Source organism: Hyunsoonleella rubra (assembly GCF_042684665.1).
In the GTDB taxonomy this organism is placed as follows: domain Bacteria; phylum Bacteroidota; class Bacteroidia; order Flavobacteriales; family Flavobacteriaceae; genus Jejuia; species Jejuia rubra.
This window is the reverse complement of record NZ_JBHULY010000034.1, coordinates 128087-151342: the sequence shown is the minus strand read 5'-3', so window position 1 is coordinate 151342 and position 23256 is coordinate 128087. Positions and strand designations below refer to the sequence as shown.

Sequence of the window (23256 nt, the reverse complement as noted above, 5' to 3'; positions counted from 1 at the left end):
TTAATTTTTACTTACTCAAATACATCTTTCTTCGTGAATACAAATCGTAAAACTCATCATCCTTTAGACTGTCAATAAACAAGATACTTTCACCCGTACTTTTCATTTCCGGCCCCAGTGTTTTGTCTACATTGGGGAATTTATTGAATGAGAAAACGGGTTGCTTAATGGCATAGCCTTCCAACTCTGGTTTAAAATTGAAATCCTTGATCATATTCTCTCGGAGCATTAGTTTGGTTGCGTAATTCACATATGGCTCTCCATAAGCTTTTGCAATAAACGGCACAGTTCTCGATGCCCTTGGATTCGCTTCTATAATATAGACCTTATCGTCTTTTATGGCGAATTGAATGTTAATCAATCCAACCGTATTTAAAGCCAAGGCAATCTTTTTGGTATGATCTTTAATTTGTTGCATGACGAATTCACCCAAATTGAAAGGTGGCAAAGTTGAGTTACTATCCCCCGAATGGATACCACAAGGCTCGATATGCTCCATGATACCAATAATGTAAACTTCTTCCCCATCACATATAGCATCTGCCTCTGCTTCAATAGCGCCTTCCAAGTAGTGGTCTAGCAGCAATTTATTGTTAGGAATTTTATTTAATAGATCTATAACATGCTCTTCCAATTCCTTTTCGTTGATAACGATTTTCATCCCTTGGCCGCCAAGTACATATGATGGTCTCACCAAGATAGGAAAATCCAATTCTTTGGCCACTGCCAAAGCTTCATCAGCAGTTTCAGCGGTATCAAACTGAGGATACGGAATATTGTTATCTTTCAACAAGGTCGAAAAACTACCTCTATCTTCTGCCAAATCCAAGGATTGGAAACTGGTGCCGATAATTTTGACACCATATCTATCCAGTTTTTCGGCAAGCTTTAAAGCGGTTTGCCCGCCCAATTGAACAATAACACCTTCAGGCTTCTCATGTTTGATAATATCATATATGTGCTCCCAAAAAACGGGTTCAAAATAAAGTTTGTCTGCTGTATCAAAATCAGTAGAAACCGTTTCAGGGTTACAGTTAATCATTATGGTTTCATAGCCACACTCTTTGGCCGCATAAACACCATGCACACAACAGTAATCAAACTCAATACCCTGCCCAATTCTATTTGGACCCGAACCTAAAACGATGATCTTCTTTTTATCAGAAACAATACTTTCATTATCCGAATAGCGCTTTCCGTCAGCAGTTTCCATATCGCTCTCAAAGGTAGAGTAGTAATAGGGTGTTTTCGCTTCAAACTCCGCGGCACAAGTATCCACCAATTTATAGACCCTGTTGATACCCATCTCCTCACGCTTGTTGTAAACTTGGCTTTCCAAACATCCAAGCATGTGTGCAATCTGTCTGTCCCCGTAGCCTTTTTGTTTCGCCTCAAGTAATAATTCTTTATCAATGGTATCAATATTGAATGTGGATATCTCTTTTTCCAAGAAATACAGCTCTTCATATTGCTTTAAGAACCACATATCTATCTTGGTAATTTCGAAAATTCTGCTTAAAGGAATACCCATTTTTATAGCATCATAGATGGTAAATACACGATCCCAAGAGGCGTGTGTTAACTTATCTATGACCTCATCATAATTGGTATTTTCTTTACCATCAGCTCCTAAACCATTTCGCTTGATTTCTAGGGATTGCGTTGCCTTATGCAAAGCTTCCTGGAAGGAACGCCCAATACCCATTACCTCTCCAACAGCTTTCATTTGCAACCCTAAAGTCCTGTCGGAACCTTCAAACTTATCAAAATTCCAACGCGGAATTTTTACGATGACATAATCCAAAGTTGGCTCAAATAAGGCAGACGTAGATTTAGTAATTTGATTACTTAATTCATCCAAACTATAGCCCAAAGCCAATTTAGCGGCAATTTTCGCAATTGGATATCCCGTAGCCTTACTTGCCAATGCCGAAGAACGGGATACCCGTGGGTTGATTTCGATAGCGATAATATCTTCTTGATCATCAGGACTTACGGCAAACTGTACGTTACATCCCCCTGCAAAATCACCTATACTGCGCATCATCAAAATAGCCATATCACGCATTTTTTGATATGTTCTATCACTCAATGTCATAGCCGGCGCAACCGTAATGGAATCCCCCGTATGGATGCCCATTGGATCCATATTTTCAATGGAACAGATAATCACCACATTTCCATTGGAATCCCTAAGTAACTCTAACTCATATTCTTTCCACCCCAAAAGCGCTTTATCAATCATCACCTCGTGGATAGGCGAAATTTCCAATCCGCGACGCAATAGCTTATCAAAATCTGCTTCATCGTAAACTATCGCCGCTCCAGCACCCCCTAAAGTAAAGGAAGAACGAATACACAAAGGAAAACCAAACTCTTGGGCAATTTCTTTTCCTTTTAAGAAAGAAGAAGCCGTAGCCTGAGGTGCCATACCCACGCCTATTTTCCCCATCAATTCTCTAAACTGCTCTCGGTCTTCGGTAATATTGATAGCATCAATATTTACCCCAATCATATCAACTCCAAAATCTTCCCAGATTCCTTTTTCATCAGCTTCTATGGCCAGATTCAATGCGGTTTGACCACCCATGGTAGGCAATACGGCATCAATCTGGGGATGTTCCTTTAAAATCTTAACGATAGATTTGGTATTCAACGGCAACAGATATATATGATCGGCCATGGACGGGTCGGTCATAATTGTTGCTGGATTCGAGTTGATCAAAATAGTCTCAATTCCATCTTCTCTCAACGATCTCAGGGCTTGGGAGCCCGAATAATCAAATTCACACGCTTGCCCAATGATAATAGGGCCAGAACCAATAATTAGGATAGATTTTAATTTCGGATTTTTCGGCATTTTTACTATGTTCTAGTTTTAATAAATCAGTTTGCTAAATTATGTAATAACAAAACATAAAAAAAGGCGTTACACTTAAGCAACACCTTTAAAATATCAACAATTGTTAATCATTATTTTTTATGTCTTGGTTCAGATGATACAGACAATTTTTTTCTTCCTTTTGCTCTTCTACTAGCAAGCACCTTTCTGCCATTAGCAGAGGCCATTCTTTCCCTGAAACCGTGCTTGTTCCTTCTTTTTCTTTTTGAAGGCTGAAACGTTCTTTTACTCATCGTCTTATATCTTTAAAATCTGAATTGTATTTTTCTGAAAAGTTTACCCTTTGGCAAAACTGGGGGCAAATATACAAAGCTTTTTGGTTTCACAAACCTATTTTAAAAATATTTTTTCCATAAAAATTTAGTTTCTTTGCATTTCAAAATAAAAATGGTGTTTCAAACCTTTAAAAGCACCTAAAAATTGTATTAAAACATCAAAAATGTACAATAAAATTATAAAACTCATCATTGCTATAGGAATATTGGCTTATGCCGTTTATCAATTTACTGAAGGCTATATAGGTAATGGGATTGCGCTGATTTTTTTAGCTGGTGTTTTCGTATTCCTTTATTTTAAAAATGAGTTTATACTACTGGCCTTTTTAAGATTGCGGAAGCAGGATTTTGATGGCGCCAAAAAATGGTTGAGCAAGATTAAAAATCCTGAAGCGGCTTTGGTAAAAAAGCAACAAGGGTATTATAGTTATTTGCACGGTATTATGACAATGCAGGATAACATGAACGAATCTGAAAAGCACTTTAAAAAAGCCGTTTCACTTGGCCTTTCCATGAAACACGATTTGGCCATGGCAAAATTGAACCTTGCTGGAATCGCCTTCTCAAAACGTCGTAAAAGAGAAGCACAACAATTATTACAAGAAGCTCAAAAATTGGATAAACACGGCATGTTGACTGAGCAAATCAAAATGATGAAGCAAAATATGAAGCAGGCTGTTGGCCCTAATCAGCACTACGGGGCTGGGGGTTCTGTTAGGGCGCAGAAAAGAAGAGGCCGATAATTATACGCTAACTTTTATTAGCGGATTAGCTTTTTGAAGCATTCCTATAAAATCAGTTCTATTTTCTGGTGATATTACTATTGTACCATATGTCCCATAACTAATTTGTATCCGTTTGGTAATCGAAGCAGCGGGAGATGATATCAACGAATTCGTCTTTTTAATAGATTTTATGGTATCTACTGATATCTGTTTTCTGTACAAAAAACCACAAACTACCTTTAAATAACCCTCTGAAATGGTATATTTTATACTATGAAATACATACCAAAGAAATAGAATTGTAACAAGGTTAATGGAGTATACAGTGACAATTGTACTGCTAGGAGCACTTCCCAAGCTGGTCAAATAACTGATTCCAAACAAAAAGACAGCCAAACCAAAAATAAACCCATAGCTGATTTCTGATTTGAATACTTTCATCAAAAATTAGTTTACATCATAATACCCTTCATTCGGTATTTCAATCTCGTAAAGCTTCCCAGATTTGTTATTTAAATGAGGCTCCCTCAACCAAGGGTTGTGTAGTTTCAATATCTTATAGTTGATGCCAAACTTTTCGGCAAATTGGGTAAAATCCGTTACGGCAGTGTCCACTTCAACCTTAAAAGTTGGTACACCGGCATACAAATCCTTTTCCCTAAAGTTAAACCCATACTTATCGGGATGGGACAAAATTTCCTTTAGTGCCACAATCCTAAATAGATATCGGCCAGTTTCCTCACCCAAAAGCAAATCGTAGTAATCGGTAACGTTCTGTTCCTTTAAACGTCTTGAAACGCCTGCATTTCCCGCATTATAGGCCGCAGCGGCCAACGTCCAAGATCCTAACTTTTCTTTTGCTCTCAATAAATATTTACAGGCTACCTCTGTGGCTTTTTCCAAATGGTAACGCTCGTCCACATTGCTGTTGACTTCCAATCCGTTTTCTCGGCCCGTAGTTTTCATAATTTGCCAAACGCCTCTTGCCCCAGCCGGAGAAACAGCGTTGGTCAAACCACTTTCAATTACCGCTAAATATTTAAAATCGTCCGGCACTCCATGCTTAGCCAAAATCGGTTCAATTACAGGGAAGTATTTTTTAGCACGTTTAAACATCAACAAACCATTGCTCTGCCAATAGGTATTCACCAAAAGCTCCCTGTCCATCCGCTCAAGAATATCCGGATTATTCAGAGGAACTTGTTCACCGGCAAATGACAAATCCTCAGGGACCTGTAAGGCATAAACATTGTAATCGTTGATTATTTTCTTTTCGAAATTTTCATCAGTAGGCGCATCTTGGAGGGCATTAATAAATAGTGCACATAAACTTAATAATCCAACATACGCCAATAGTCGTTCTATTGTCTTCATCATTAAAAAGTTTGTTTAAAGGTATAATATTTTTTAGTCTTCTAAAATTAAACGGGGCAAATTCTCGTTAAACCATTTATATTTATAGATGATCATCGCGTGGGTGCCATTTTTGACGATGATACAATCGGAAATATTCCTAATTGGAAATATAGGATCCTTATCCCCGTGGATGTGAATAATGTCCGAAATACAGCCCTCTGGATTCCATTCCATCATCTGCTCCAAAGCCCAATCCAAATAGGTTTTATCACTTACGGACAAATACATTTTATACAAATTGAGCCTCTTTTTGATTTTATGGCCGTATGCATATTTTGCCAAAACATCTACCCGACTTGCCAAACTCGTCGGCACCAATTTATATGCTTTTGTGGATTTTGCAAAGTGCATCCGTTTGGGCAGTTCCGAAGGCGATTTAACGCTGGATACGATGATCAGTTTCCTGACCTTTAAATATTGACACATTTCCTGAACCAAGACCCCGCCAAAAGACACGCCCAACAAAACAATATTCTCGTGCTTGATATGCTGTGCCATTCGTTGTGCATAATTGCTTAAGGACTCATTTTTCACAGGAAGAAACCACTCCAAAAGATGTATCTCAAACTGATTTTCAGGCAACCTGATATGCTCAAAAATCAATGGGCTAGCCGCCATCCCCGGCATCAAATACACATGTATTACCTCTTGACTCATAAGGAATTAACTCTTAAATTTCTTTAGGGTTCCGATTTTTTTTCGTAATTTTGCACGATAAATTTAGAGAAATAGTTGTCATTTTTTCTCAAGAATTCCTTTTTTAATTTAAATATAACACACTATGGTTGAAACTGCTGAACTGATAGATAATGATTTTTTACGCCAATTTGAAATTAAGATTGACGACCATTTAGCCAAAATTGAGTACTCTTTACAGGAGCGAAAGATTTTTTTAACCAAAATGATAATCCCCGAAGAAATTGAAGACGAAGGCTTTAGAAAAGAGTTTCTTTCAGCTGTTTTTGAACAAATTGGAGATCGAAATTTAAGTGTAGTACCAACCAGCCCAGAAATTGCAAAATTTGTTAGAAGCAACAGAAAATATAAAAGAATGTTGCCTGTTGGCGTTAGGATATAGTTGAAGACGGAAGACGGAAGACGGAAGACGGAAGACGGAAGACGGAAGACGGAAGACGGAAGACGGAAGTTAAGAAAAAATAAAATCTGGAGCTTATTTAGCCTCGGATTTTTTTGTGCAATGCTTCAAAATTCAAATCGAAAAATATAAACTATCTTGGATGAGATCCTGAAACGAGACTTCGACTGCGCTCAGTCTGACAGTTCAGGATGACGGAGAAACTCAAACCGCACCAATCCATCTTCACCTATATTGGTGAGTTCCACCTTATGGAGTGTGTTTATCAATTCAGGGTTCCAAGGTGCTTTTACTTTCACGTAGTTTTCCGTAAATCCATGGATATAGCCTTCCTTGTTTTCACTTTCAAATAAAACCGTTCGAGTGGTTCCTATTTGGCTTTCGTAAAAAGCACGACGCTTTTTTACCGATAATCCGCGCAACATTTTACTACGTTTACTTCTAACTTTTTTAGGTACAACGCCATCCATTTCAAAGGCTTCCGTATTATCCCTCTCGGAATAAGTGAAGACGTGGAGGTAAGAGATATCAAGTGTGTTCAGGAAATTATAAGTTTCTAAAAAATGTGCGTCTGTTTCACCCGGAAACCCAACAATCACATCTACCCCAATACAAGCATGGGGCATCACAGATTTTATTTTTGAAACCCTATCCACATACAATTCTTTCAAGTAGCGACGCTTCATTTTTTTAAGAATGTCGTTGCTTCCCGATTGCAAAGGCACATGGAAATGAGGCACAAATGCTCGGGATTTTGACACCAAATCAATGGTTTCATTTTTTAACAAATTTGGCTCGATGGAGGAGATTCTCAAACGCTCGACACCTTCAACTTTATCCAATTCTGTAACCAAATCCAAAAAGGTGTGTTCGTGCTTTTTATTCCCGAATTCGCCTTTTCCGTAGTCGCCAATATTGACGCCAGTCAAAACTATTTCCTTGATATTCTGTTTTGTAATCTCGCGTGCATTCTTCAAAACATTGTCCATTGTATCGCTTCGGGAAATCCCTCTGGCCAATGGAATCGTGCAGTACGTACATTTATAATCACAACCATCCTGAACTTTCAAAAATGCCCGTGTTCGATCCCCAATCGAATAAGAGCCCACGTAAAAATCAGCATCTTCAATTTCACAGGAATGCACCTCGCCAAAATCGTTTTTGGAAAGGTCGTTGAGATAATCAGTAATCTTGAATTTCTCTGTGGCGCCCAATACCAAATCCACGCCATTCACATCAGCCAATTCCCGTGGTTTTAGTTGGGCATAACAGCCCACGGCAGTAATAAACGCATCTGGGTTGGCCCTTTGGGCCTGCTTTACAATGGTCTTAAAACGTTTGTCTGCATTTTCGGTAACCGAACAGGTGTTAATCACATAGATATCCGCCTTCTTGGAAAAATCTACCCTATCGAAGCCTTCGTTTGTAAAACTTCGGGCAATCGTCGAGGTTTCCGAAAAATTCAGCTTGCAACCTAAGGTGTAAAATGCGACTTTTTTGTTCATTACTTATTATGTCATTCTGAACTTGTTTCAGAATCTTTTAAAACTTACTTTTACTTTTCACAAAGAGCGCACTTCGACTACGCTCAGTGTGACAATCCAATAAAAGATTGCAAATTTACAACTAATCGCTTAAATGATAAAACGCCTAAAGCCACTATTAACTTATTATTTTTCAATCAGTTGTACAGCACTTTTATTTACCGCCTGTGGTAAGAGCTCCAATGCCAAAAGGGATCATTTGGTTTTTCGTTATAACGAATATGCCAATATCAACACTTTAGATCCAGCATTTTCTAGAACGCTACAGGATAATTCCGTTTGCAACCAACTGTTTAACAGCTTGGTGCAGTTTGATGACAACCTCAATATTTTGCCTTCTATTGCAAAGGACTGGACCATTTCAGAAGATGGATTAACGTATCAATTTTCCTTGCGGAATGATGTCTATTTCCATAAACACGAATTATTTGGTAAGGATTCAACCCGAACGGTGGTTGCCGATGATTTCACCTATAGTTTTAATCGGCTAAGGGATGAAAAACTGGCGCCTCCTGGTAGTTGGGTTTTAAATAAAGTTGATGATTTTAAAGCCATTAACGATACTCTTTTTGAAATTAAATTAACACAACCTTTCCCAGCATTTATCGGACTATTGACCATGAAATATTGTTCTGTGGTGCCCAAGGAAATTGTAGAGCATTATGGCACGGAATTCCGTTCCCACCCTATTGGCACAGGCCCATTTAAACTCAAACGATGGGAAGAAAATATCAAACTCGTTTTTAGACGGAATGAGAACTATTTTGAAAGAGATAGTTTAGGCAATCAACTCCCTTATTTGGAGGCAGTTTCATTAACATTTTTACCTGATAAGCAGAGTGAGTTTTTACAGTTTGCCCAAGGCAACATTGACTTTTTAAGAAGTCTGGATGCTTCCTATAAGGACGAATTATTAACTGCAGATGGCCAACTACGAGACAAATACGCTAAAACCGTTAATATGATTCGTGGGCCGTATTTGAATACGGAATATCTCGGATTTTATTTAGATTCTGAAACTCCTGAAATACAGTCTGTTCTCTTAAGAAAAGCGATCAATTACGGATTTGACCGAAAGAAAATGATGGTGTATTTACGAAACGGCATAGGTAATCCCGCTAATGGTGGCTTTATCCCGATTGGGCTTCCGGGGTATAATCAATCCATCGGTTTTTCCTATCAACCTAAAAAGGCAAAGCAATTAGTAAAGCAATTTATAAAAGAAACGGGGATTCAAAATCCAGAAATCACTTTGGTGACCACCAGTAATTATTTAAGCTTTTGCGAATTCATCCAGCGTGAACTGGAAAAAACAGGCCTAAAAATCAATGTGGACGTGATGCCCGAAGCCACTTTGCGCTCCGCTCGGTCGAACGGAAAGGTGGATATGTTCCGAAGCTCGTGGGTGGCCGATTATCTGGATGCAGAAAATTATTTGTCTATTTTTTACAGCAAGAATTTTGCCCCAGGGGGTTCTAATTATTTTCATTTTAAGGACCAATTATTCGATAGTCTTTACAATACCGCCTTTTCTGTAACAGACATTGAAAAACGAAAACTTCTATATACCCAAATGGATTCCTTGGCCATGGAATATGCAATTATGGTGCCTCTATTTTATGACGAAGTGGTGCGCTTTACACAAAAGAACGTTAAAGGCCTGGGCATCAATCCTATTGATTTGTTGGATTTGAGGTATGTTAAAAAGAAAAAGAAGTTAGAAAATTAATTTTGAGGACTTCTTCCAATTTCGTCAATTTCATCCTTTGGCACCACCACTGATTTTTTCCATCTGCGGTTTAAATAGAAATAAACTAGTACGGCTAAGGATACTCCAAAACTAAAAGCGATAATCATTAGGTTTATCCTGCTCTCAAAGTTTATTCCTAAATCGAACAAATCATCAGCAAGCGCAACTAAAACACCACCAATTGCTGAACCAGCATAATACACAACAATCCCCAAAATGCCATACCCCCACCGATGTTTGTAATATTCTTGAGCCAGCTCGTAATAATACTTACCAATAAAATAAAGAAGAACGATGCTTAACATAAAGGTTATTATTTCATTTGAAAATAATAAATATCATCATCACCTTTTCCTTTAAGGCGTTTTGATACCACATAGCCAGTATTATCCCCAAACATCACCAGAGATAAATCATCCTTTTTACTGTTGATTGGCTCGGGCATCTTTTCTGCTTTAGAATATGTACCATCCGCATTCAATTGGCTTTTATAAATATCATAGCCCCCAAACCCACTGGATCTATTCGATGCAAAAAACAGTGTTTTGTCCGGGCCAATAGTTGGAAACATTTCCCGGCTATAGGAATTCACTTTGCTTCCTAAATTCTGCAACTCCCCAAATTTATCATGACCTAATATCGGGGCCATAAAAATGTCCGAACCTCCTTTTGTGGTTTGCTTCCCCCCTCTTTGATTCGAAGTAAAATAAATGGTTTTACCATCAGAACTTAAAGCCGGATGCGCATAGGAATAACGGGGTCTACAAAAAGGCAACACCTTGAAATTGGTGTACCCCACCCCAGATTTAAGCTCTCCTACTTCGATATGGTAATTATCTTTTTTAAAATCGCCTTTTGGTCTGTTTTTATTGGTATAAGTAGTCGTTATATAAATGTATTTTCTATCCAAACTTAAAACAGCACTTGTTACCTGGCCCATTTCGGCATTAGGGTCAATTTTAATTTCTTCAATACCTACGATACCCCCATCTTTATTAGGAGTCCCTTTGTATATGCCCAAAATACCTTCGCCGTCAAAATTGATACGCACCCTACCTTTTTTGTTCAATTGATAGGAAATAAAAATGACTTCATTATTACCAACAGGCATAATTCCAAAGTGGGGAAACTCATTGTTAATGTTTACATTTTTTACCTGATAAGTAGCCTCTTGTGAAAATCCGAGAGACACTATTGAGAGAAAAAGAAGTAACGTTTTGAACATACTGAGGGATTTGCACTACAAATATACAAATCTTTCATTGCAAGCATGTTACCTAATTGTTACTGACGGCGATATTTTTTGGTCTCTTCAAAGACGTGTTCCAAAATAGCCTTGTCCGCATCAGAAAAGTCCATTCCTCTTCTTCCCATGACTACTTCAGCCACCTCAAAAGCCTTTTTAGTGAGATAGGTAGTAAAACCACCGCTACCACCCCAACTAAAACTGGGGACAAAATTCCGTGGAAATCCACTACCAAAGATGTTGGCACTAACGCCAACTACAGTACCTGTGTTGAACATTGTGTTGATACCGCACTTGCTGTGATCACCCATCATCAACCCACAAAATTGCAGACCAGTTCTTGCAAAACCTTCGGTTTGATAGTCCCAAAGACGTACTTCGGCATAATTATTTTTTAAGTTAGAGTTATTGGTATCAGCTCCTAGATTGCACCACTCCCCCAATACAGAATTCCCTAAATAACCGTCATGGCCTTTATTCGAGTTACCAAAAATAACCGAGTTATTTATTTCGCCACCAACCTTACTAGAGGGACCTATTGTGGTAGGCCCGTAAATTTTAGCCGCCATTTTTACTGTGGCATGGTCACACAAGGCAAAAGGTCCACGAATCATACTGCCCTCCATAATTTCGGAATCCCGCCCAATGTAAATTGGACCATTAGTAGCATTCAATGAACATAATGGCAATTTAGCACCCGGTTCAATAAAAATGTTTTCAGAATGAAAGGCCACTGTCGTTTCAGGAATTGGCTGGGATTTTCGGTCTTTGGTTATCAAATTAAAATCCTCTTGAATCGCCTCTCCATTCTTCGAAAAAATATCCCAAGTATGCTCAATTCTGATACAATCTCCATTAAACTCAATCGCCTCAAACGATTCAAAATCAATATTTTCCTCGCCCTCTTTCGCATGGAAGGCCAAAACGTCTTCGTCTTTAAAAATGGCTTGGTTATCTTTCAAATCTTTCACCATTTCAACTAATTCTAAATTTGGCAAATAAGATGCATTTATCATTATATTTTCCTCCATTTCCACCATTGGGAATTTTTCCGAGAGGTAATCTTCGGTAACCGTGGTTGTGGTGGTATCTAAATAGGTTTCCCACTTTTCACGAATCGTTAAAATCCCAACACGGATATCGGCTACAGGTCTTGTATAAGTAAACGGAAGCAGGTTATTTCTTGAAGGGCCGTCGAAAAGAATGTAGTTCATAATGAGTTTAAAGTTTAGAGTTTAAAGTTTAAAGTTGTCTCTCAAACTTAAAACTAAATGATGCTTCACGAAATTCTAAGTGATAAAAATAAAAAAGCCTTTCTTTAGTAGAAAGGCTTTTGCTAAATATATTTTGCGCAAGTTTACTTTTTAAACTTGGCGTACTTGTTTTTGAATTTATCGATACGTCCGGCAGTATCCACCAATTTGGATTTACCAGTATAATATGGATGCGATGTTCTGGAGATTTCCATTTTCACCAATGGGTATTCCACACCGTCAACCTCAATCGTTTCATTTGTATTAGCTGTAGATTTTGTTAAAAACACATCATCATTGGACATATCTTTAAATGCTACAAGTCTATAATTTTCTGGATGTATCCCTTTTTTCATCGCCTTACGCTTTAAATCTTAATTTTTTAGAGGTGCAAATTTAAGTATTTTTTATAAATCTACAATCTTTTTTTATGTTTTTTAATCCCATCCAATGTGTAACGTTTTACTATCTTTGTTTACTAACTATCCATATAACCAATAACAACAAAAATTTATGGAAGCTAAAGAATTATCCCCAGGTAAATTCGCGCTAAACTATGGCCTTATTTTGGGGCTTATTATGGTAATTATTTCAGTAGGCATGTACACTTCGGGTATGATGCTGGAGGGCAAGCAATGGCCCATTTATATTTACTACCTTATATATCCGCTATTTATTATTTACACCATCAGCCAATATAGAAAAAGGAATGGGCAAATACTAGCGCTTACTGATGCTTTAAAAGTTGGTGTAGCCACAGGAGTTGTTAGCGGACTGGTTTACGCGGTGTACAGCATTATTTTCAACTATGTTATCGATCCTGAGTTTATGGGCAAGATGATGGAGGTTGCTAGGGAAAAACTTTATGAAAACCCTAAGATGACTGAAGAAATGATAGATAAATCAATGGAGTACGTTGAAAAGTTTTCTAACCCCCTTCTCGGCTCAGCAATTTGGATAGGTATGAGCACCTTATTCGGACTTATTTATGCTTTGGTTGGCGGTTTGATACTCAAAAAAGAAGCTTAGTTAATGAACATATCCGTAGTTATACCACTACTCAACGAAGAAGAATCTTTAAACGAATTACATGATTGGATTGTACAAGTGATGCAGTCCAATCATTTTTCTTATGAAGTCATTTTTATTGATGATGGGAGTACGGACAATTCCTGGAAAATCATTGCTTCACTTTCTGAAAGTAACGATAATGTAAAAGGTATAAGATTTCTTCGGAATTTTGGAAAATCCCAAGCCCTGCACGCTGGTTTTGAAAAGGCCAATGGCGATGTGGTCATAACGATGGATGCTGATTTACAGGATAACCCTGAAGAAATTCCTGAACTATACGACCTGGTGAAAAAACAGGGGTACCATCTAATTTCTGGTTGGAAAAAGAAACGATACGATTCTGTTATTGCTAAAAACCTCCCCTCAAAACTGTTCAATTGGGCGGCACGGAAAACATCAGGTGTCAAATTGCACGACTTTAATTGTGGGCTCAAAGCCTATCGGAATGATGTTGTGAAAAACATCGACGTTAATGGTGAAATGCACCGCTATATTCCTGTTTTGGCAAAAAGTGCGGGGTTTGGTAAAATTGGCGAAAAAGTAGTAAAACACCAGGCCAGGAAATATGGTGAGACCAAATTTGGTATGGATCGATTTATTAATGGTTTTTTAGACCTTATTACTATATGGTTTCTATCCCGTTTTGGAAAAAGGCCTATGCACCTTTTTGGGGCTCTTGGAGTAATTATGTTTGCTATTGGTTTTGGATTTGCCACTTATCTTGGCATCGATAAATTATTCATCAACCCAATGGGAAGACTTATTACCCAACGTCCACAATTCTATATTGCGCTTTCTACTATGATTATTGGCACCCAGTTTTTTGTCGCGGGTTTTTTAGGCGAAATTATTTTGCGCAGTAAAACGGGCAAAAAACGCTATCTTGTAAAGGATGAAATTAATTTCTAAATTGTCCAAGTTCTATTGCCCTTCATTTCTATGGAAATAGTAAATTTATCATAGCTATAATTACCCAAATGTTTAATTTTGTAAACTATCCAATAATTCAATTATGATACACATCGAACCAAAAATTTTAGACCGAATCAATACCTGGTTGACCCCAACTTTTGACAACGAAACCCAAGAGACTATCAAGCATAGTATCGCGAATAATCCAAAGGATATTCAAGAAAGTTTTTACAAGGATCTGGAATTTGGTACCGGGGGTATGCGGGGTATTATGGGCGTTGGCACCAACCGTATCAACAAATATACCCTTGGAAAAAGTACCCAAGGCCTAAGCGATTATTTGCATAAACAGTTTCCTGGCGAAACCCCAAAGGCTGTAATTGCTTATGATTGTAGACATAATAGCAAAACATTGGCCAAGGTAGTAGCGGATGTGTTTTCCGCTAACGGTATTGAGGTATATCTATTTGAGGACCTGCGCCCAACGCCAGAATTATCATTTGCTGTTAGGCATTTAAATTGTCATTGCGGTATTGTGTTAACAGCTTCGCATAATCCACCAGAATATAACGGTTATAAAGTGTATTGGGGAGATGGAGGCCAGGTGGTACCGCCACACGACGGTGCAATCATTGATACCATCAATAATCTGGATTATTCCGATATAAAATTTGAGGCCAATGATAGTTTAATCCATAATATATCGACAGATGTGGACAATGCTTTTATAGACGCCTCCGTTGAAAATGGATCGGTAGGTGCAACACAGGCCGCCAAAGACAACCTGACCGTTGTATTCACCTCGTTGCACGGTACGTCCATCACGGCTGTGCCGGAAACCTTAAAACGTGCAGGCTATAAAAACGTCCATATTGTAAAACAACAGGAGCAACCCGACGGAGGGTTTCCCACAGTAAAATCACCGAACCCAGAGGAACCGGCTGCCCTAAAAATGGCACTTGAACTTGCCGAAAAGGAAGGAGCGGATATTGTAATAGGCACAGATCCAGACTGTGACAGATTGGGGGTCGCGGTTCGAAATTCCGAAGGGAATATGCAGTTGCTTAATGGCAACCAAACGATGGTAATGATGACCGATTTTCTATTAAAAAAATGGAAGGCCGAAGGCAAAATAAAAGGAAAGGAGTTTATAGCTACAACTATTGTATCAACGCCCATGCTACACAAATTGGCAAATGCTTATGGAGTTGCCAACAAAGTGGTTTTGACCGGATTCAAATGGATTGCAAAATTGATTAAGGACAACCCTGGGTTGAATTTTATTGGAGGTGGAGAAGAAAGCTTCGGCTATATGGTTGGCGATTTTGTACGCGATAAAGATGCTGTAACTTCTACTTTATTAGCATGTGAAATTGCGGCGATAACAAAATCCAAAGGCAGTTCCTTTTATGATGAACTGATAAAGCTTTATGTGGAACACGGCTGTTTTAAAGAAAAACTGGTATCATTGACTAAAAAAGGAATCGAAGGTGCTGAAGAAATCAAACAAATGATGACCGATGCGCGCCAAAATCCTGTGAAAGAAGTAAATGGCGTAAAAGTAGCGAGAATTGAGGATTATGAATCCTCCACGTCCAAAAATTTGCTAACTGGGAAAGAGACGTCCATTGATATCCCAAAATCCAATGTAATTATGTATTATTTGGAGGATGGTAGCCAAGTAGCCCTTAGGCCAAGTGGCACGGAACCGAAAATAAAGTTTTATGTAAGCGTAAATACCCCGATAAGTTCAGTAGATGGTTTCAAATCAACAGAAGCCCAACTTGATGCTAAAGCTGAAACCATTCTGAAAGGAATGAACCTAATTTAATGGAGTACTTTAAGCAAATACTTCGGTTTGCGAAGCCTTATAAAAGCTATGCAATTCTGAATATTATAAGCAATATTTTTTATGCATTATTTGGTACGCTGGCAATGGTTTCTTTGTTTCCAATGCTTAATGTTTTATTTGACAAAACAAAACAGCTAAACACCAAACCTACTTGGAACGGGATTGCTAACGCAAAGGAGTATTTGGAAAGTTCCCTCAATTTCTTCGTGACCCAAAAGGTTAACCAAGGACATGATGATGTATTAATCTTTATGGTAGTTTTGGTAATAAGCATGTTTTTACTAAAAAACATGTTTAGCTACCTTGCCATGTATTTTATAACCTTCTTAAGAAATGGAGTCTTAATGGATGTTAGAAATGCGCTTTACGAAAAAATAACGCATTTGCCACTAGCATTTTTTTCAGAAAAACGAAAAGGAGATACAATTGCACGAATAACTACTGATGTTCAGGAAATACAAGGATCTTTCCTTTCCATATTAGAGCTTATAGTTAGAGAGCCACTTATGATTCTGTTTACTATTATTACAATGTTTTTAATAAGCACGAAACTCACACTATTTGTCTTTATTTTTATCCCGGTTTCAGGTTTTATTATTTCTAGAATAGGGAAAAGCTTAAAAAAACATTCTGATAAAGTACAAAAGGAACAGGGACAATTCTTATCCATAATTGAAGAAACATTAGGAGGGCTAAAAGTCATTAAAGGATTTAATGCACAAACTATATTTGGAAGCAAGTTTCGCAACTCGACTTCTCAATTCAATAAGTTTTCAAACCAGTTACTAAACCGGCAAAACTTGGCGTCTCCGACAAGTGAGTTCTTGGGTATTTTGGTAATTGCTATCTTATTGTGGTACGGTGGTAGAATGGTTTTGAATGAAAAAAGCCTAGAAGCAGGACTTTTTATAGTCTATATGGGGCTTGCTTATAATATTTTAACACCTGCAAAAGCAATAAGTAAAGCGAGTTATAGTGTGAAAAAAGGAAATGCAGCAGCGGAACGCGTATTAGAAATATTAAGTACAACATCTCCATTGGAGGATAAGCCAGACGCTAAAACCAAATCCAATTTTACAAAATCCATCTCATTGAATGATGTTTCCTTCAGATACGAAGAGGATTTAGTTTTGAAGAACTTCTCGATATCGGTTCCTAAAGGAAAAAGCGTTGCGCTTGTAGGTCAATCCGGTAGCGGCAAAAGTACCATTGCCAATTTGGTGACACGCTTTTACGATGTTAGCGAGGGCAGTATTACCATTGACGATGAAGATATAAGGGATATTACCAAACATTCATTGCGCAGTTTAATGGGATTGGTTACCCAGGATTCCATTCTTTTTAATGATACCGTAAGGAACAATATACTCATAGGAAAAGAGGATGCCTCTGAAGAAGAAATTATTGAAGCCTTAAAAATTGCCAATGCTTGGGAATTTGTAAAGGACTTGCCCAATGGCATCGACACCAACATTGGGGACTCCGGAAACAAACTTTCAGGTGGACAAAAACAACGATTAAGTATTGCACGCGCCGTATTGAAAAATCCTCCAATTATGATTCTCGATGAAGCCACCTCAGCTTTGGATACCGAAAGTGAACGCCTGGTACAGTTGGCCTTGGAAAATATGATGAAAAATAGAACTTCCATCGTCATTGCACATAGACTTTCCACCATCCAAAATGCTGACGAAATTGTGGTTTTGAGTAAAGGTGAAATCGTGGAACAGGGCAAGCACAAAGACCTTTTAGCCAAAAAAGGAGTTTACCAAAAACTCGTTGAAATGCAGAGTTTCGATTAGTACTTTTCAGAAATTAAAAAAGGTAATAAAAAGTAAAAAAGGATAGAGATTTGGGGGTTCTATCCTTTTCTGTTCATTGTTAGACTTGGGGACGACTAACAATAGTAAGTAGGTTTCTGAAGCAAACTTATAATAAATCTAATTACAAACCAAGAAAAAAATGCATTTTATCGAATTTATTTACACTTAATCGATATTATTTAATATAACTATTTGATTATCAAACTCTTAAAAAACACCTGAAATAACAAATAATTGAATTTAAACTTTCTTTATATTTAGTAGTCAAATAATTAAAGATTATTTGTGATTGACGACACAGAATTAGTAGCACAATTGCAGTCAGACAGGCAAAAAGAACAAGCCTTTAGAGAACTGGTGAAGCTCTACAAGGAACGCTTGTATTGGCATATACGGAACATAGTGAAATCGCATGACGATGCTGACGATGTGCTTCAGAATACATTCATAAAGGTTTATAAAAACATTCATAATTTTAAAGGGGATAGTAAATTATTTTCGTGGATGTACCGTATCGCTACCAATGAATCCATCACCTTTATCAATAAAAATGCCAAAAGGTTACAAATTTCAAATGAGGAAGTACAGCAATTGGCCATAAAAAATTTAGCGTCCGATGTGTATTTTGAAGGTGATGCCATTCAACTTAAACTTCAAAAAGCGATTGCAACGTTGCCTGAGAAACAGCAATTGGTGTTCAATATGAAATATTTTGAGGATTTAAAGTACAAGGAAATGTCTGATATTTTAGAAACCAGTGAAGGTGCATTAAAGGCTTCCTACCACATTGCAGTTAAAAAAATTGAAGCCTATTTAACTGACGATTAAACCTTTTAAATTATAGTGAGTCAAACAGTTAAGACTGAAAAAGGATGAAAGACAAAAAATTACATAACATTAAATCAACGGGATTTAAAGTGCCAAAGGATTATTTTGACTCATTTGAAGCCTCGATGTTGGATAAAATCCAAAATGAAAGGCATTTAAACGACATAAGTTCTGCTGGTTTTAAGACACCTCAAAATTATTTTGACACTTTGGAATCCAAGGTTTTTAAAAAACTTTCAGAAGAAAAAGACACCAAGGTTGTTAAATTTAACTTTAGGCAAACGATGATTTATATCTCGGGTGTAGCAGCCGCTGTTTTGATTATTTTGAATCTTCCTATTTTTGAAAGTAATCCATCTTTTGATAATTTAGAAACAGAAACTGTTGAAAATTATATCATTGATGAAAATATTAGCTCTTACGAGATTGCCTCATTAATGTCTGATGAGGAATTAAATGAAAATGATTTTGTAAATTATAATTTAGATAAAGAAAACATAGAAGAATACCTATTAAACAACGCAGACCTAGAATCGTTGATGATAGAATAATAAATATGAAAGATGAAAAAGTTACTGTTTATAGCCGCGCTTCTACTATGCCTATCGGCTGCGGCACAAAAAGGCAAATGGGAAAGAATAAAAGCGCTTAAAATTGCCTTTATTACCGAAAAGTTGGATTTAAGCGAAAAAGAGTCCCAACAGTTTTGGCCAGTGTATAATGCCTTTGAGGAAAAGACCAATAATATCCGCCATAAGGAAATGAAGAGCCTTCGGAAAGAAATTCGTGCAAACACGGACACCATGTCCGACAATGAAGCCTTGGTTTTAATAGAGCGTTTCCGAAAAGCGGAAAACGAAATGCATAAATTACGAATTGAGTTTTCCGAAAAATTATCAAAAATTATTCCTCCTAAAAAAATCATTAAGCTGAGATTGGCAGAGGAAGATTTCAGACAGCAAATGTTTGAAGAATATAAAAAGCGTAGAAAAGAGAGAGGTTAATACTTCCCCCATTTTTTTATGTTAAGATTAATTTTTAGGCTGAAAATCCGGATGTCCTGCTTGCCAATAGAAAAAGGCAAAAATACCAGCAAATTCGTCAATAGTATCACTCAGTTTTGTACGCCCACCATGACCACCTTTAAAATTAGTTAGAAATAGGACGGGTTTATCAGAAGCGGTAGCCACCTGCATCTTAGCCGCAAATTTTGCGGGTTCCCATGCTGTAACCCTCGGATCATTGATTCCTGAAGTTATGAGCATTGCCGGATAGTTTACACCTTTCCTGATGTTATGATAAGCATCCATTTCTAGTAGCCACTTGAACTCCCCGGGATTCTTTGAAGTACCAAATTCTGGAGTATTCACTGGGCCATTGGGTGACTCCTCGGATCTCACTGCATTCATAGAACCCACTAAGGGAGCCGCGGCAGAAAATAAGTCTGGACGTTCTGTTATTGCTCTTCCAACGAGGATACCCCCTGCACTGCCTCCAAAAATTGATAGTTTCCCAGGTGAGGTATATCCTTCTCTAATCATATATTCCGCCGTTGCAATAGCATCTTTCCATGTATTGGGTTTGGTTTCCTTTTTTCCAGCGTTATGCCAGGCCTCACCTAGTTCGCCTCCGCCTCTCACGTGGGGCACTACTAAAATACCATTAAAAATCGTGTAGCCCAATACGACAGTGCTAAAAGTGGGAGCCATCGAAATACCATAGGAACCATATCCATATAGTGTTACAGGGTTTTTTCCATTTAATTCTAAGTTTTTGTTGTGAATTATAGACACAGGTACCATTACCCCATCATGAGACTCAACCATTACCTCTTTGGCAACCAAATCATCTAATTCTGGATATTCCACTACTGCAGAAAGCTGTTGTAGCTTAAAGGAATCCTCTCTAGGATTGTATAAATAACGTTTATCGGGTGATGTCCACCCTGAAATGGTAATCCAAATCTCAGAAGACTCAATATTTTTGCCTCGCAAGGTAGCTTCGCCTGCAGTAAAAGGCAAGTCAAGTTTTCTGGGGGAGTTTGCATCATTTGCCAAAAAATACACGCTCGCCTCAACACCGTTTCTCATTGTAATGTAGTACAGTCCATCTTTGGTCAACTCAAACCCTTTAATAGTCTCTTCATCATATTCCCCGACAAAGGTCTTGGCATTAGCTACCGAAGGCCTGCCAATTGAAGTCCTTAAAATTTTATATTTCGGGGCTTCCTTGGAAGATAAATAATATACGAACTCCTTACTGGCTTTAACATCCACCACATTATCTTCCCGTGTAGTTAAGGTCTTCCATTTTTCACTATTATCGGTTAATGGTGACTTATAAAATAAGTCCATATTGTTATCGACTGTACTCAAAAATAAAACATCTAAATCTGCCTCTTCAGAATAGAAAATAAAGGGGATTTCCAAATCCTTAATTTTAAGATCAGGGTATAATTCTTTAGAAAAAACTACAGAATCTGATTTTTGATCGGTTCCAACCTCATGCTTGTAAACCTTAGTGAAAATTTGCCTGTTCAAGTCTGTTACATCTGCGGAATTATACTTATTGTAATAAAACGCATTTCCAGATTTAAGCCATGATATACCAGTTGGCAAATGCAATACTTCGGGATACTTTTCGCCATTTGCTTTGAAAATAATAATTTCTGGGTTTTCGGAACCATCTGGAGAAACCCCCACCACAATTTTATCACCTTGAAAGTTCGGCGAAATTGATGAAATGGTATACGTCCTTTCTGCATCACTATTGTAGGTTTCAGGGTCAAAAAACAATACTTCTTCACCACTAAAGCCCTGCCTTTTATAAATTTTAGCAATATCCTCTCCCGGTTTTCTTTTTAAATAGTAATAGGCATCATCTTTAGTAATAGATAGCGCATAAATGGATTCTGAACTTCTATTTATTAGTTCCATAATAGCATCAAATAACTTCTGCTTTCCGGGGATGTTGTTTAAAACTGATTTGGCATAATCCGCATTGTCCTTCATCCACTTTATGACCTCTTCGTTGCTCAAATCTTCCATATATCTATAAGGGTCCTCCAATTCAACCCCATGATAATTGTCTACGACCATTTTAACAGGGGCAAGACCGGGCTTAGAAATTTCCTGGGCCGTAAGAGTGCAAAACGTTGTGAACAAGAATAATATAAGTAGGTTTTTCATAATAGTTTCAATAGATTATTTGATGCCTTATTAACATTTAAAATTGAGAGATTTAAGATACGAAAAAGAATCTAGTGCTCTCGGATCTTCTTTGCCTCATCTTTAATTAAACAAAAAGCTCCGCAAATTTTCGCGGAGCTTTAAAAAAAACCTATCAATCAAATCATACCTCCCTTTTCAAAATTTCTATATGCCGTTTTAATCGTTCTACATCAATGGGCAAGGTGCCGTTATACACGCCTCGGATATAACCTTGTTTATCTACAAGAATAAAATTTTCAGTATGAATAAAATTGTTTTCGTCTTGGGTTTTTGCGAAATCTTCATCCGCAAAATAACCTATTCTTGCAATATTGTACAGCTGATCTTTATCCCCAGTGACTAAGTGCCATTTATCTACGTTTACCTGATGCTTTTCAGCATATTCCTTTAACAAAGGAATGGAATCTCGCCAGGGCATTACCGTATGGGACAGCAACATAATATCAGTTTCATCTTTATAAGTATCCTGAATATCTGCCATATTTTTGGTGAGTTTCGGACAAATGCCTGGGCAACTTGTAAAAAAGAAATCCGCGATATAAATTTTTCCCTTGTACGTTTGATTGGTAACCTCTACCCCAATCTGATTTACAAACGAAAACTCTGGGATTTTGTGTTTGGGCGTATCCCATTCTGGAGTAAAATCTGCAGAATTGAAATAAGGTAATTTTGTGATTTCGACCGAAACTGCTTCTTTTGATTGATTTTTGCATGAAAAAAAGCAGGATATCAAAAGTAATAACAACAGATATATTCTATTTAATTTCATCTTGATTTACCGTTACGGTATAACATTTTTTTAAACCTATCAACCCAAATCGTTCCCCATTTAAAACTTCGTAGTTCGCTTTAATACTACCATCAGGTTTCCAAAGTCTTTGTGGACCCACTTCTTTTCCATTTTCATAATTAAAGACTCTCAGAGGTTGTCCTGACTGGTACCATTCTTTCATTGGACCATGATGCATACCTTTGTCATTAAAATGGTATTCAAATTTTAGATGACCTTTTTCCCACCAAGATTTGTGAATTCCTGTTTTAAAACCATTAGTATAAAAGCGCTCCAACACTTTATCCCCATTTTCATTCCATTTAATTTCGGTACCATGTTTTTTTCCGTCGGTGTATTCCATTTCAGACCTTATCCCTCCCGAATCATATTTTAATATCACCGCACCATTAAATGGGGAATGGTCGTGAAACAAGATTCCATTGTTTAAGCTCAAATTTTTGTCGGAAACATCAATGGTGATTTTATTTGATGGTGAATGACATCCACAAATCAGCCAAAACACAAAAACGCTATTTAAAATACTGTACTTCAATTATCCAA

General features: G+C 37.5%; 23 protein-coding genes. 10 read left to right on the top strand and 13 right to left on the bottom strand.

What is annotated here, in order from left to right:
* Nucleotides 1–7: 7 nt before the first annotated feature.
* Both carB and rpmH read right to left on the bottom strand, forming a co-directional pair.
* Nucleotides 8–2860 (bottom strand): carbamoyl-phosphate synthase large subunit, encoded by a 2853-nt coding sequence (carB, locus tag ACFSR8_RS13870; RefSeq protein WP_380293029.1) that lies wholly within the window; start codon nucleotides 2858–2860, stop codon nucleotides 8–10.
* A gap of 113 nt (nucleotides 2861–2973) precedes the next feature.
* The gene (rpmH, locus tag ACFSR8_RS13865; protein ID WP_342155343.1) at nucleotides 2974–3135 is read right to left on the bottom strand and encodes a 50S ribosomal protein L34; all 162 of its coding nucleotides are present in this window, start codon (nucleotides 3133–3135) and stop codon (nucleotides 2974–2976) included.
* A gap of 206 nt (nucleotides 3136–3341) precedes the next feature.
* Between rpmH and ACFSR8_RS13860 the strand changes: the two genes are divergently transcribed.
* Complete coding sequence (locus tag ACFSR8_RS13860) at nucleotides 3342–3920, top strand: DUF2892 domain-containing protein (protein WP_380293025.1); 579 nt, start codon at nucleotides 3342–3344, stop codon at nucleotides 3918–3920.
* Here the strand turns inward: ACFSR8_RS13860 and ACFSR8_RS13855 are convergent, their stop codons facing one another.
* Genes ACFSR8_RS13855 through ACFSR8_RS13845 form a run of 3 tightly spaced genes read right to left on the bottom strand, consistent with a single transcriptional unit; the run spans nucleotide 3921 to nucleotide 5975 of the window.
* The gene (locus tag ACFSR8_RS13855) at nucleotides 3921–4343 is read right to left on the bottom strand and encodes a PH domain-containing protein (RefSeq protein WP_380293023.1); all 423 of its coding nucleotides are present in this window, start codon (nucleotides 4341–4343) and stop codon (nucleotides 3921–3923) included.
* A 6-nt stretch (nucleotides 4344–4349) separates the two neighbouring features.
* On the bottom strand, nucleotides 4350–5276 hold the full coding sequence (locus tag ACFSR8_RS13850; protein WP_380293341.1) for a lytic transglycosylase domain-containing protein: 927 nt from the start codon (nucleotides 5274–5276) through the stop codon (nucleotides 4350–4352).
* 33 nt (nucleotides 5277–5309) lie between these two features.
* Nucleotides 5310–5975 carry an alpha/beta hydrolase gene (locus ACFSR8_RS13845; protein WP_380293021.1) on the bottom strand — a complete coding sequence of 222 codons (666 nt, stop codon included), beginning with the start codon at nucleotides 5973–5975 and terminating at the stop codon, nucleotides 5310–5312.
* A gap of 124 nt (nucleotides 5976–6099) precedes the next feature.
* Between ACFSR8_RS13845 and ACFSR8_RS13840 the strand changes: the two genes are divergently transcribed.
* The gene (locus ACFSR8_RS13840) at nucleotides 6100–6396 is read left to right on the top strand and encodes an N-acetyltransferase (protein ID WP_186559385.1); all 297 of its coding nucleotides are present in this window, start codon (nucleotides 6100–6102) and stop codon (nucleotides 6394–6396) included.
* A 191-nt stretch (nucleotides 6397–6587) separates the two neighbouring features.
* Here the strand turns inward: ACFSR8_RS13840 and mtaB are convergent, their stop codons facing one another.
* A complete protein-coding gene (gene mtaB / locus ACFSR8_RS13835; RefSeq protein ID WP_380293019.1) occupies nucleotides 6588–7919 on the bottom strand; it encodes a tRNA (N(6)-L-threonylcarbamoyladenosine(37)-C(2))-methylthiotransferase MtaB in 1332 nt (443 codons plus the stop codon).
* 133 nt (nucleotides 7920–8052) lie between these two features.
* Between mtaB and ACFSR8_RS13830 the strand changes: the two genes are divergently transcribed.
* Nucleotides 8053–9687 (top strand): ABC transporter substrate-binding protein, encoded by a 1635-nt coding sequence (locus ACFSR8_RS13830; protein WP_380293018.1) that lies wholly within the window; start codon nucleotides 8053–8055, stop codon nucleotides 9685–9687.
* Here ACFSR8_RS13830 and ACFSR8_RS13825 read toward each other — a convergent pair.
* The 4 genes from ACFSR8_RS13825 to ACFSR8_RS13810 form a co-directional block, all read right to left on the bottom strand.
* Nucleotides 9684–10013, bottom strand: a complete 330-nt coding sequence (locus tag ACFSR8_RS13825) for a hypothetical protein (protein ID WP_380293017.1) — start codon at nucleotides 10011–10013, stop codon at nucleotides 9684–9686. The genes ACFSR8_RS13830 and ACFSR8_RS13825 overlap by 4 nt on opposite strands.
* Before the next feature lie 8 nt (nucleotides 10014–10021).
* Nucleotides 10022–10933, bottom strand: coding sequence for a TolB family protein (locus tag ACFSR8_RS13820; protein WP_380293015.1), 912 nt, complete (start codon nucleotides 10931–10933; stop codon nucleotides 10022–10024).
* 59 nt (nucleotides 10934–10992) lie between these two features.
* Nucleotides 10993–12168, bottom strand: coding sequence for a GlmU family protein (locus tag ACFSR8_RS13815; RefSeq protein WP_380293012.1), 1176 nt, complete (start codon nucleotides 12166–12168; stop codon nucleotides 10993–10995).
* 143 nt (nucleotides 12169–12311) lie between these two features.
* Nucleotides 12312–12563, bottom strand: a complete 252-nt coding sequence (locus ACFSR8_RS13810; protein WP_186559368.1) for a type B 50S ribosomal protein L31 — start codon at nucleotides 12561–12563, stop codon at nucleotides 12312–12314.
* Nucleotides 12564–12720: 157 nt separating this feature from the next.
* On the opposite strand from ACFSR8_RS13810, the gene ACFSR8_RS13805 reads away from it, so the two are divergent.
* From ACFSR8_RS13805 to ACFSR8_RS13775, 7 genes are all read left to right on the top strand, one after another.
* Entirely contained in the window at nucleotides 12721–13236 is a 516-nt protein-coding gene (locus ACFSR8_RS13805) for a DUF4199 domain-containing protein (RefSeq protein WP_380293010.1), read from the top strand.
* A 3-nt stretch (nucleotides 13237–13239) separates the two neighbouring features.
* A complete protein-coding gene (locus tag ACFSR8_RS13800; RefSeq protein WP_380293008.1) occupies nucleotides 13240–14187 on the top strand; it encodes a glycosyltransferase family 2 protein in 948 nt (315 codons plus the stop codon).
* Nucleotides 14188–14290: 103 nt separating this feature from the next.
* A complete protein-coding gene (locus ACFSR8_RS13795) occupies nucleotides 14291–16021 on the top strand; it encodes a phospho-sugar mutase (protein WP_380293006.1) in 1731 nt (576 codons plus the stop codon).
* Nucleotides 16021–17844 carry an ABC transporter ATP-binding protein gene (locus tag ACFSR8_RS13790; RefSeq protein ID WP_380293004.1) on the top strand — a complete coding sequence of 608 codons (1824 nt, stop codon included), beginning with the start codon at nucleotides 16021–16023 and terminating at the stop codon, nucleotides 17842–17844. The genes ACFSR8_RS13795 and ACFSR8_RS13790 overlap by 1 nt, the downstream gene beginning before the upstream one ends.
* A gap of 306 nt (nucleotides 17845–18150) precedes the next feature.
* Nucleotides 18151–18693 carry an RNA polymerase sigma factor gene (locus ACFSR8_RS13785; RefSeq protein ID WP_380293002.1) on the top strand — a complete coding sequence of 181 codons (543 nt, stop codon included), beginning with the start codon at nucleotides 18151–18153 and terminating at the stop codon, nucleotides 18691–18693.
* A gap of 44 nt (nucleotides 18694–18737) precedes the next feature.
* Nucleotides 18738–19244 carry a hypothetical protein gene (locus ACFSR8_RS13780; RefSeq protein WP_380293000.1) on the top strand — a complete coding sequence of 169 codons (507 nt, stop codon included), beginning with the start codon at nucleotides 18738–18740 and terminating at the stop codon, nucleotides 19242–19244.
* 12 nt (nucleotides 19245–19256) lie between these two features.
* Entirely contained in the window at nucleotides 19257–19697 is a 441-nt protein-coding gene (locus tag ACFSR8_RS13775; protein WP_380292998.1) for a sensor of ECF-type sigma factor, read from the top strand.
* Nucleotides 19698–19724: 27 nt separating this feature from the next.
* Here the strand turns inward: ACFSR8_RS13775 and ACFSR8_RS13770 are convergent, their stop codons facing one another.
* The 3 genes from ACFSR8_RS13770 to ACFSR8_RS13760 all read right to left on the bottom strand — a co-directional run bounded on the left by ACFSR8_RS13770 (nucleotide 19725) and on the right by ACFSR8_RS13760 (nucleotide 23248).
* Nucleotides 19725–21881, bottom strand: a complete 2157-nt coding sequence (locus ACFSR8_RS13770; RefSeq protein ID WP_380292996.1) for a prolyl oligopeptidase family serine peptidase — start codon at nucleotides 21879–21881, stop codon at nucleotides 19725–19727.
* Between the two features lie 163 nt (nucleotides 21882–22044).
* Entirely contained in the window at nucleotides 22045–22692 is a 648-nt protein-coding gene (locus tag ACFSR8_RS13765; RefSeq protein ID WP_380292994.1) for an SCO family protein, read from the bottom strand.
* Nucleotides 22679–23248: a toxin-antitoxin system YwqK family antitoxin gene (locus tag ACFSR8_RS13760; RefSeq protein ID WP_380292992.1), complete on the bottom strand. Its 570-nt coding sequence runs from the start codon at nucleotides 23246–23248 to the stop codon at nucleotides 22679–22681. Before ACFSR8_RS13760 ends, ACFSR8_RS13765 begins: the two co-directional genes overlap by 14 nt.
* Between the last annotated feature and the right edge of the window lie 8 nt (nucleotides 23249–23256).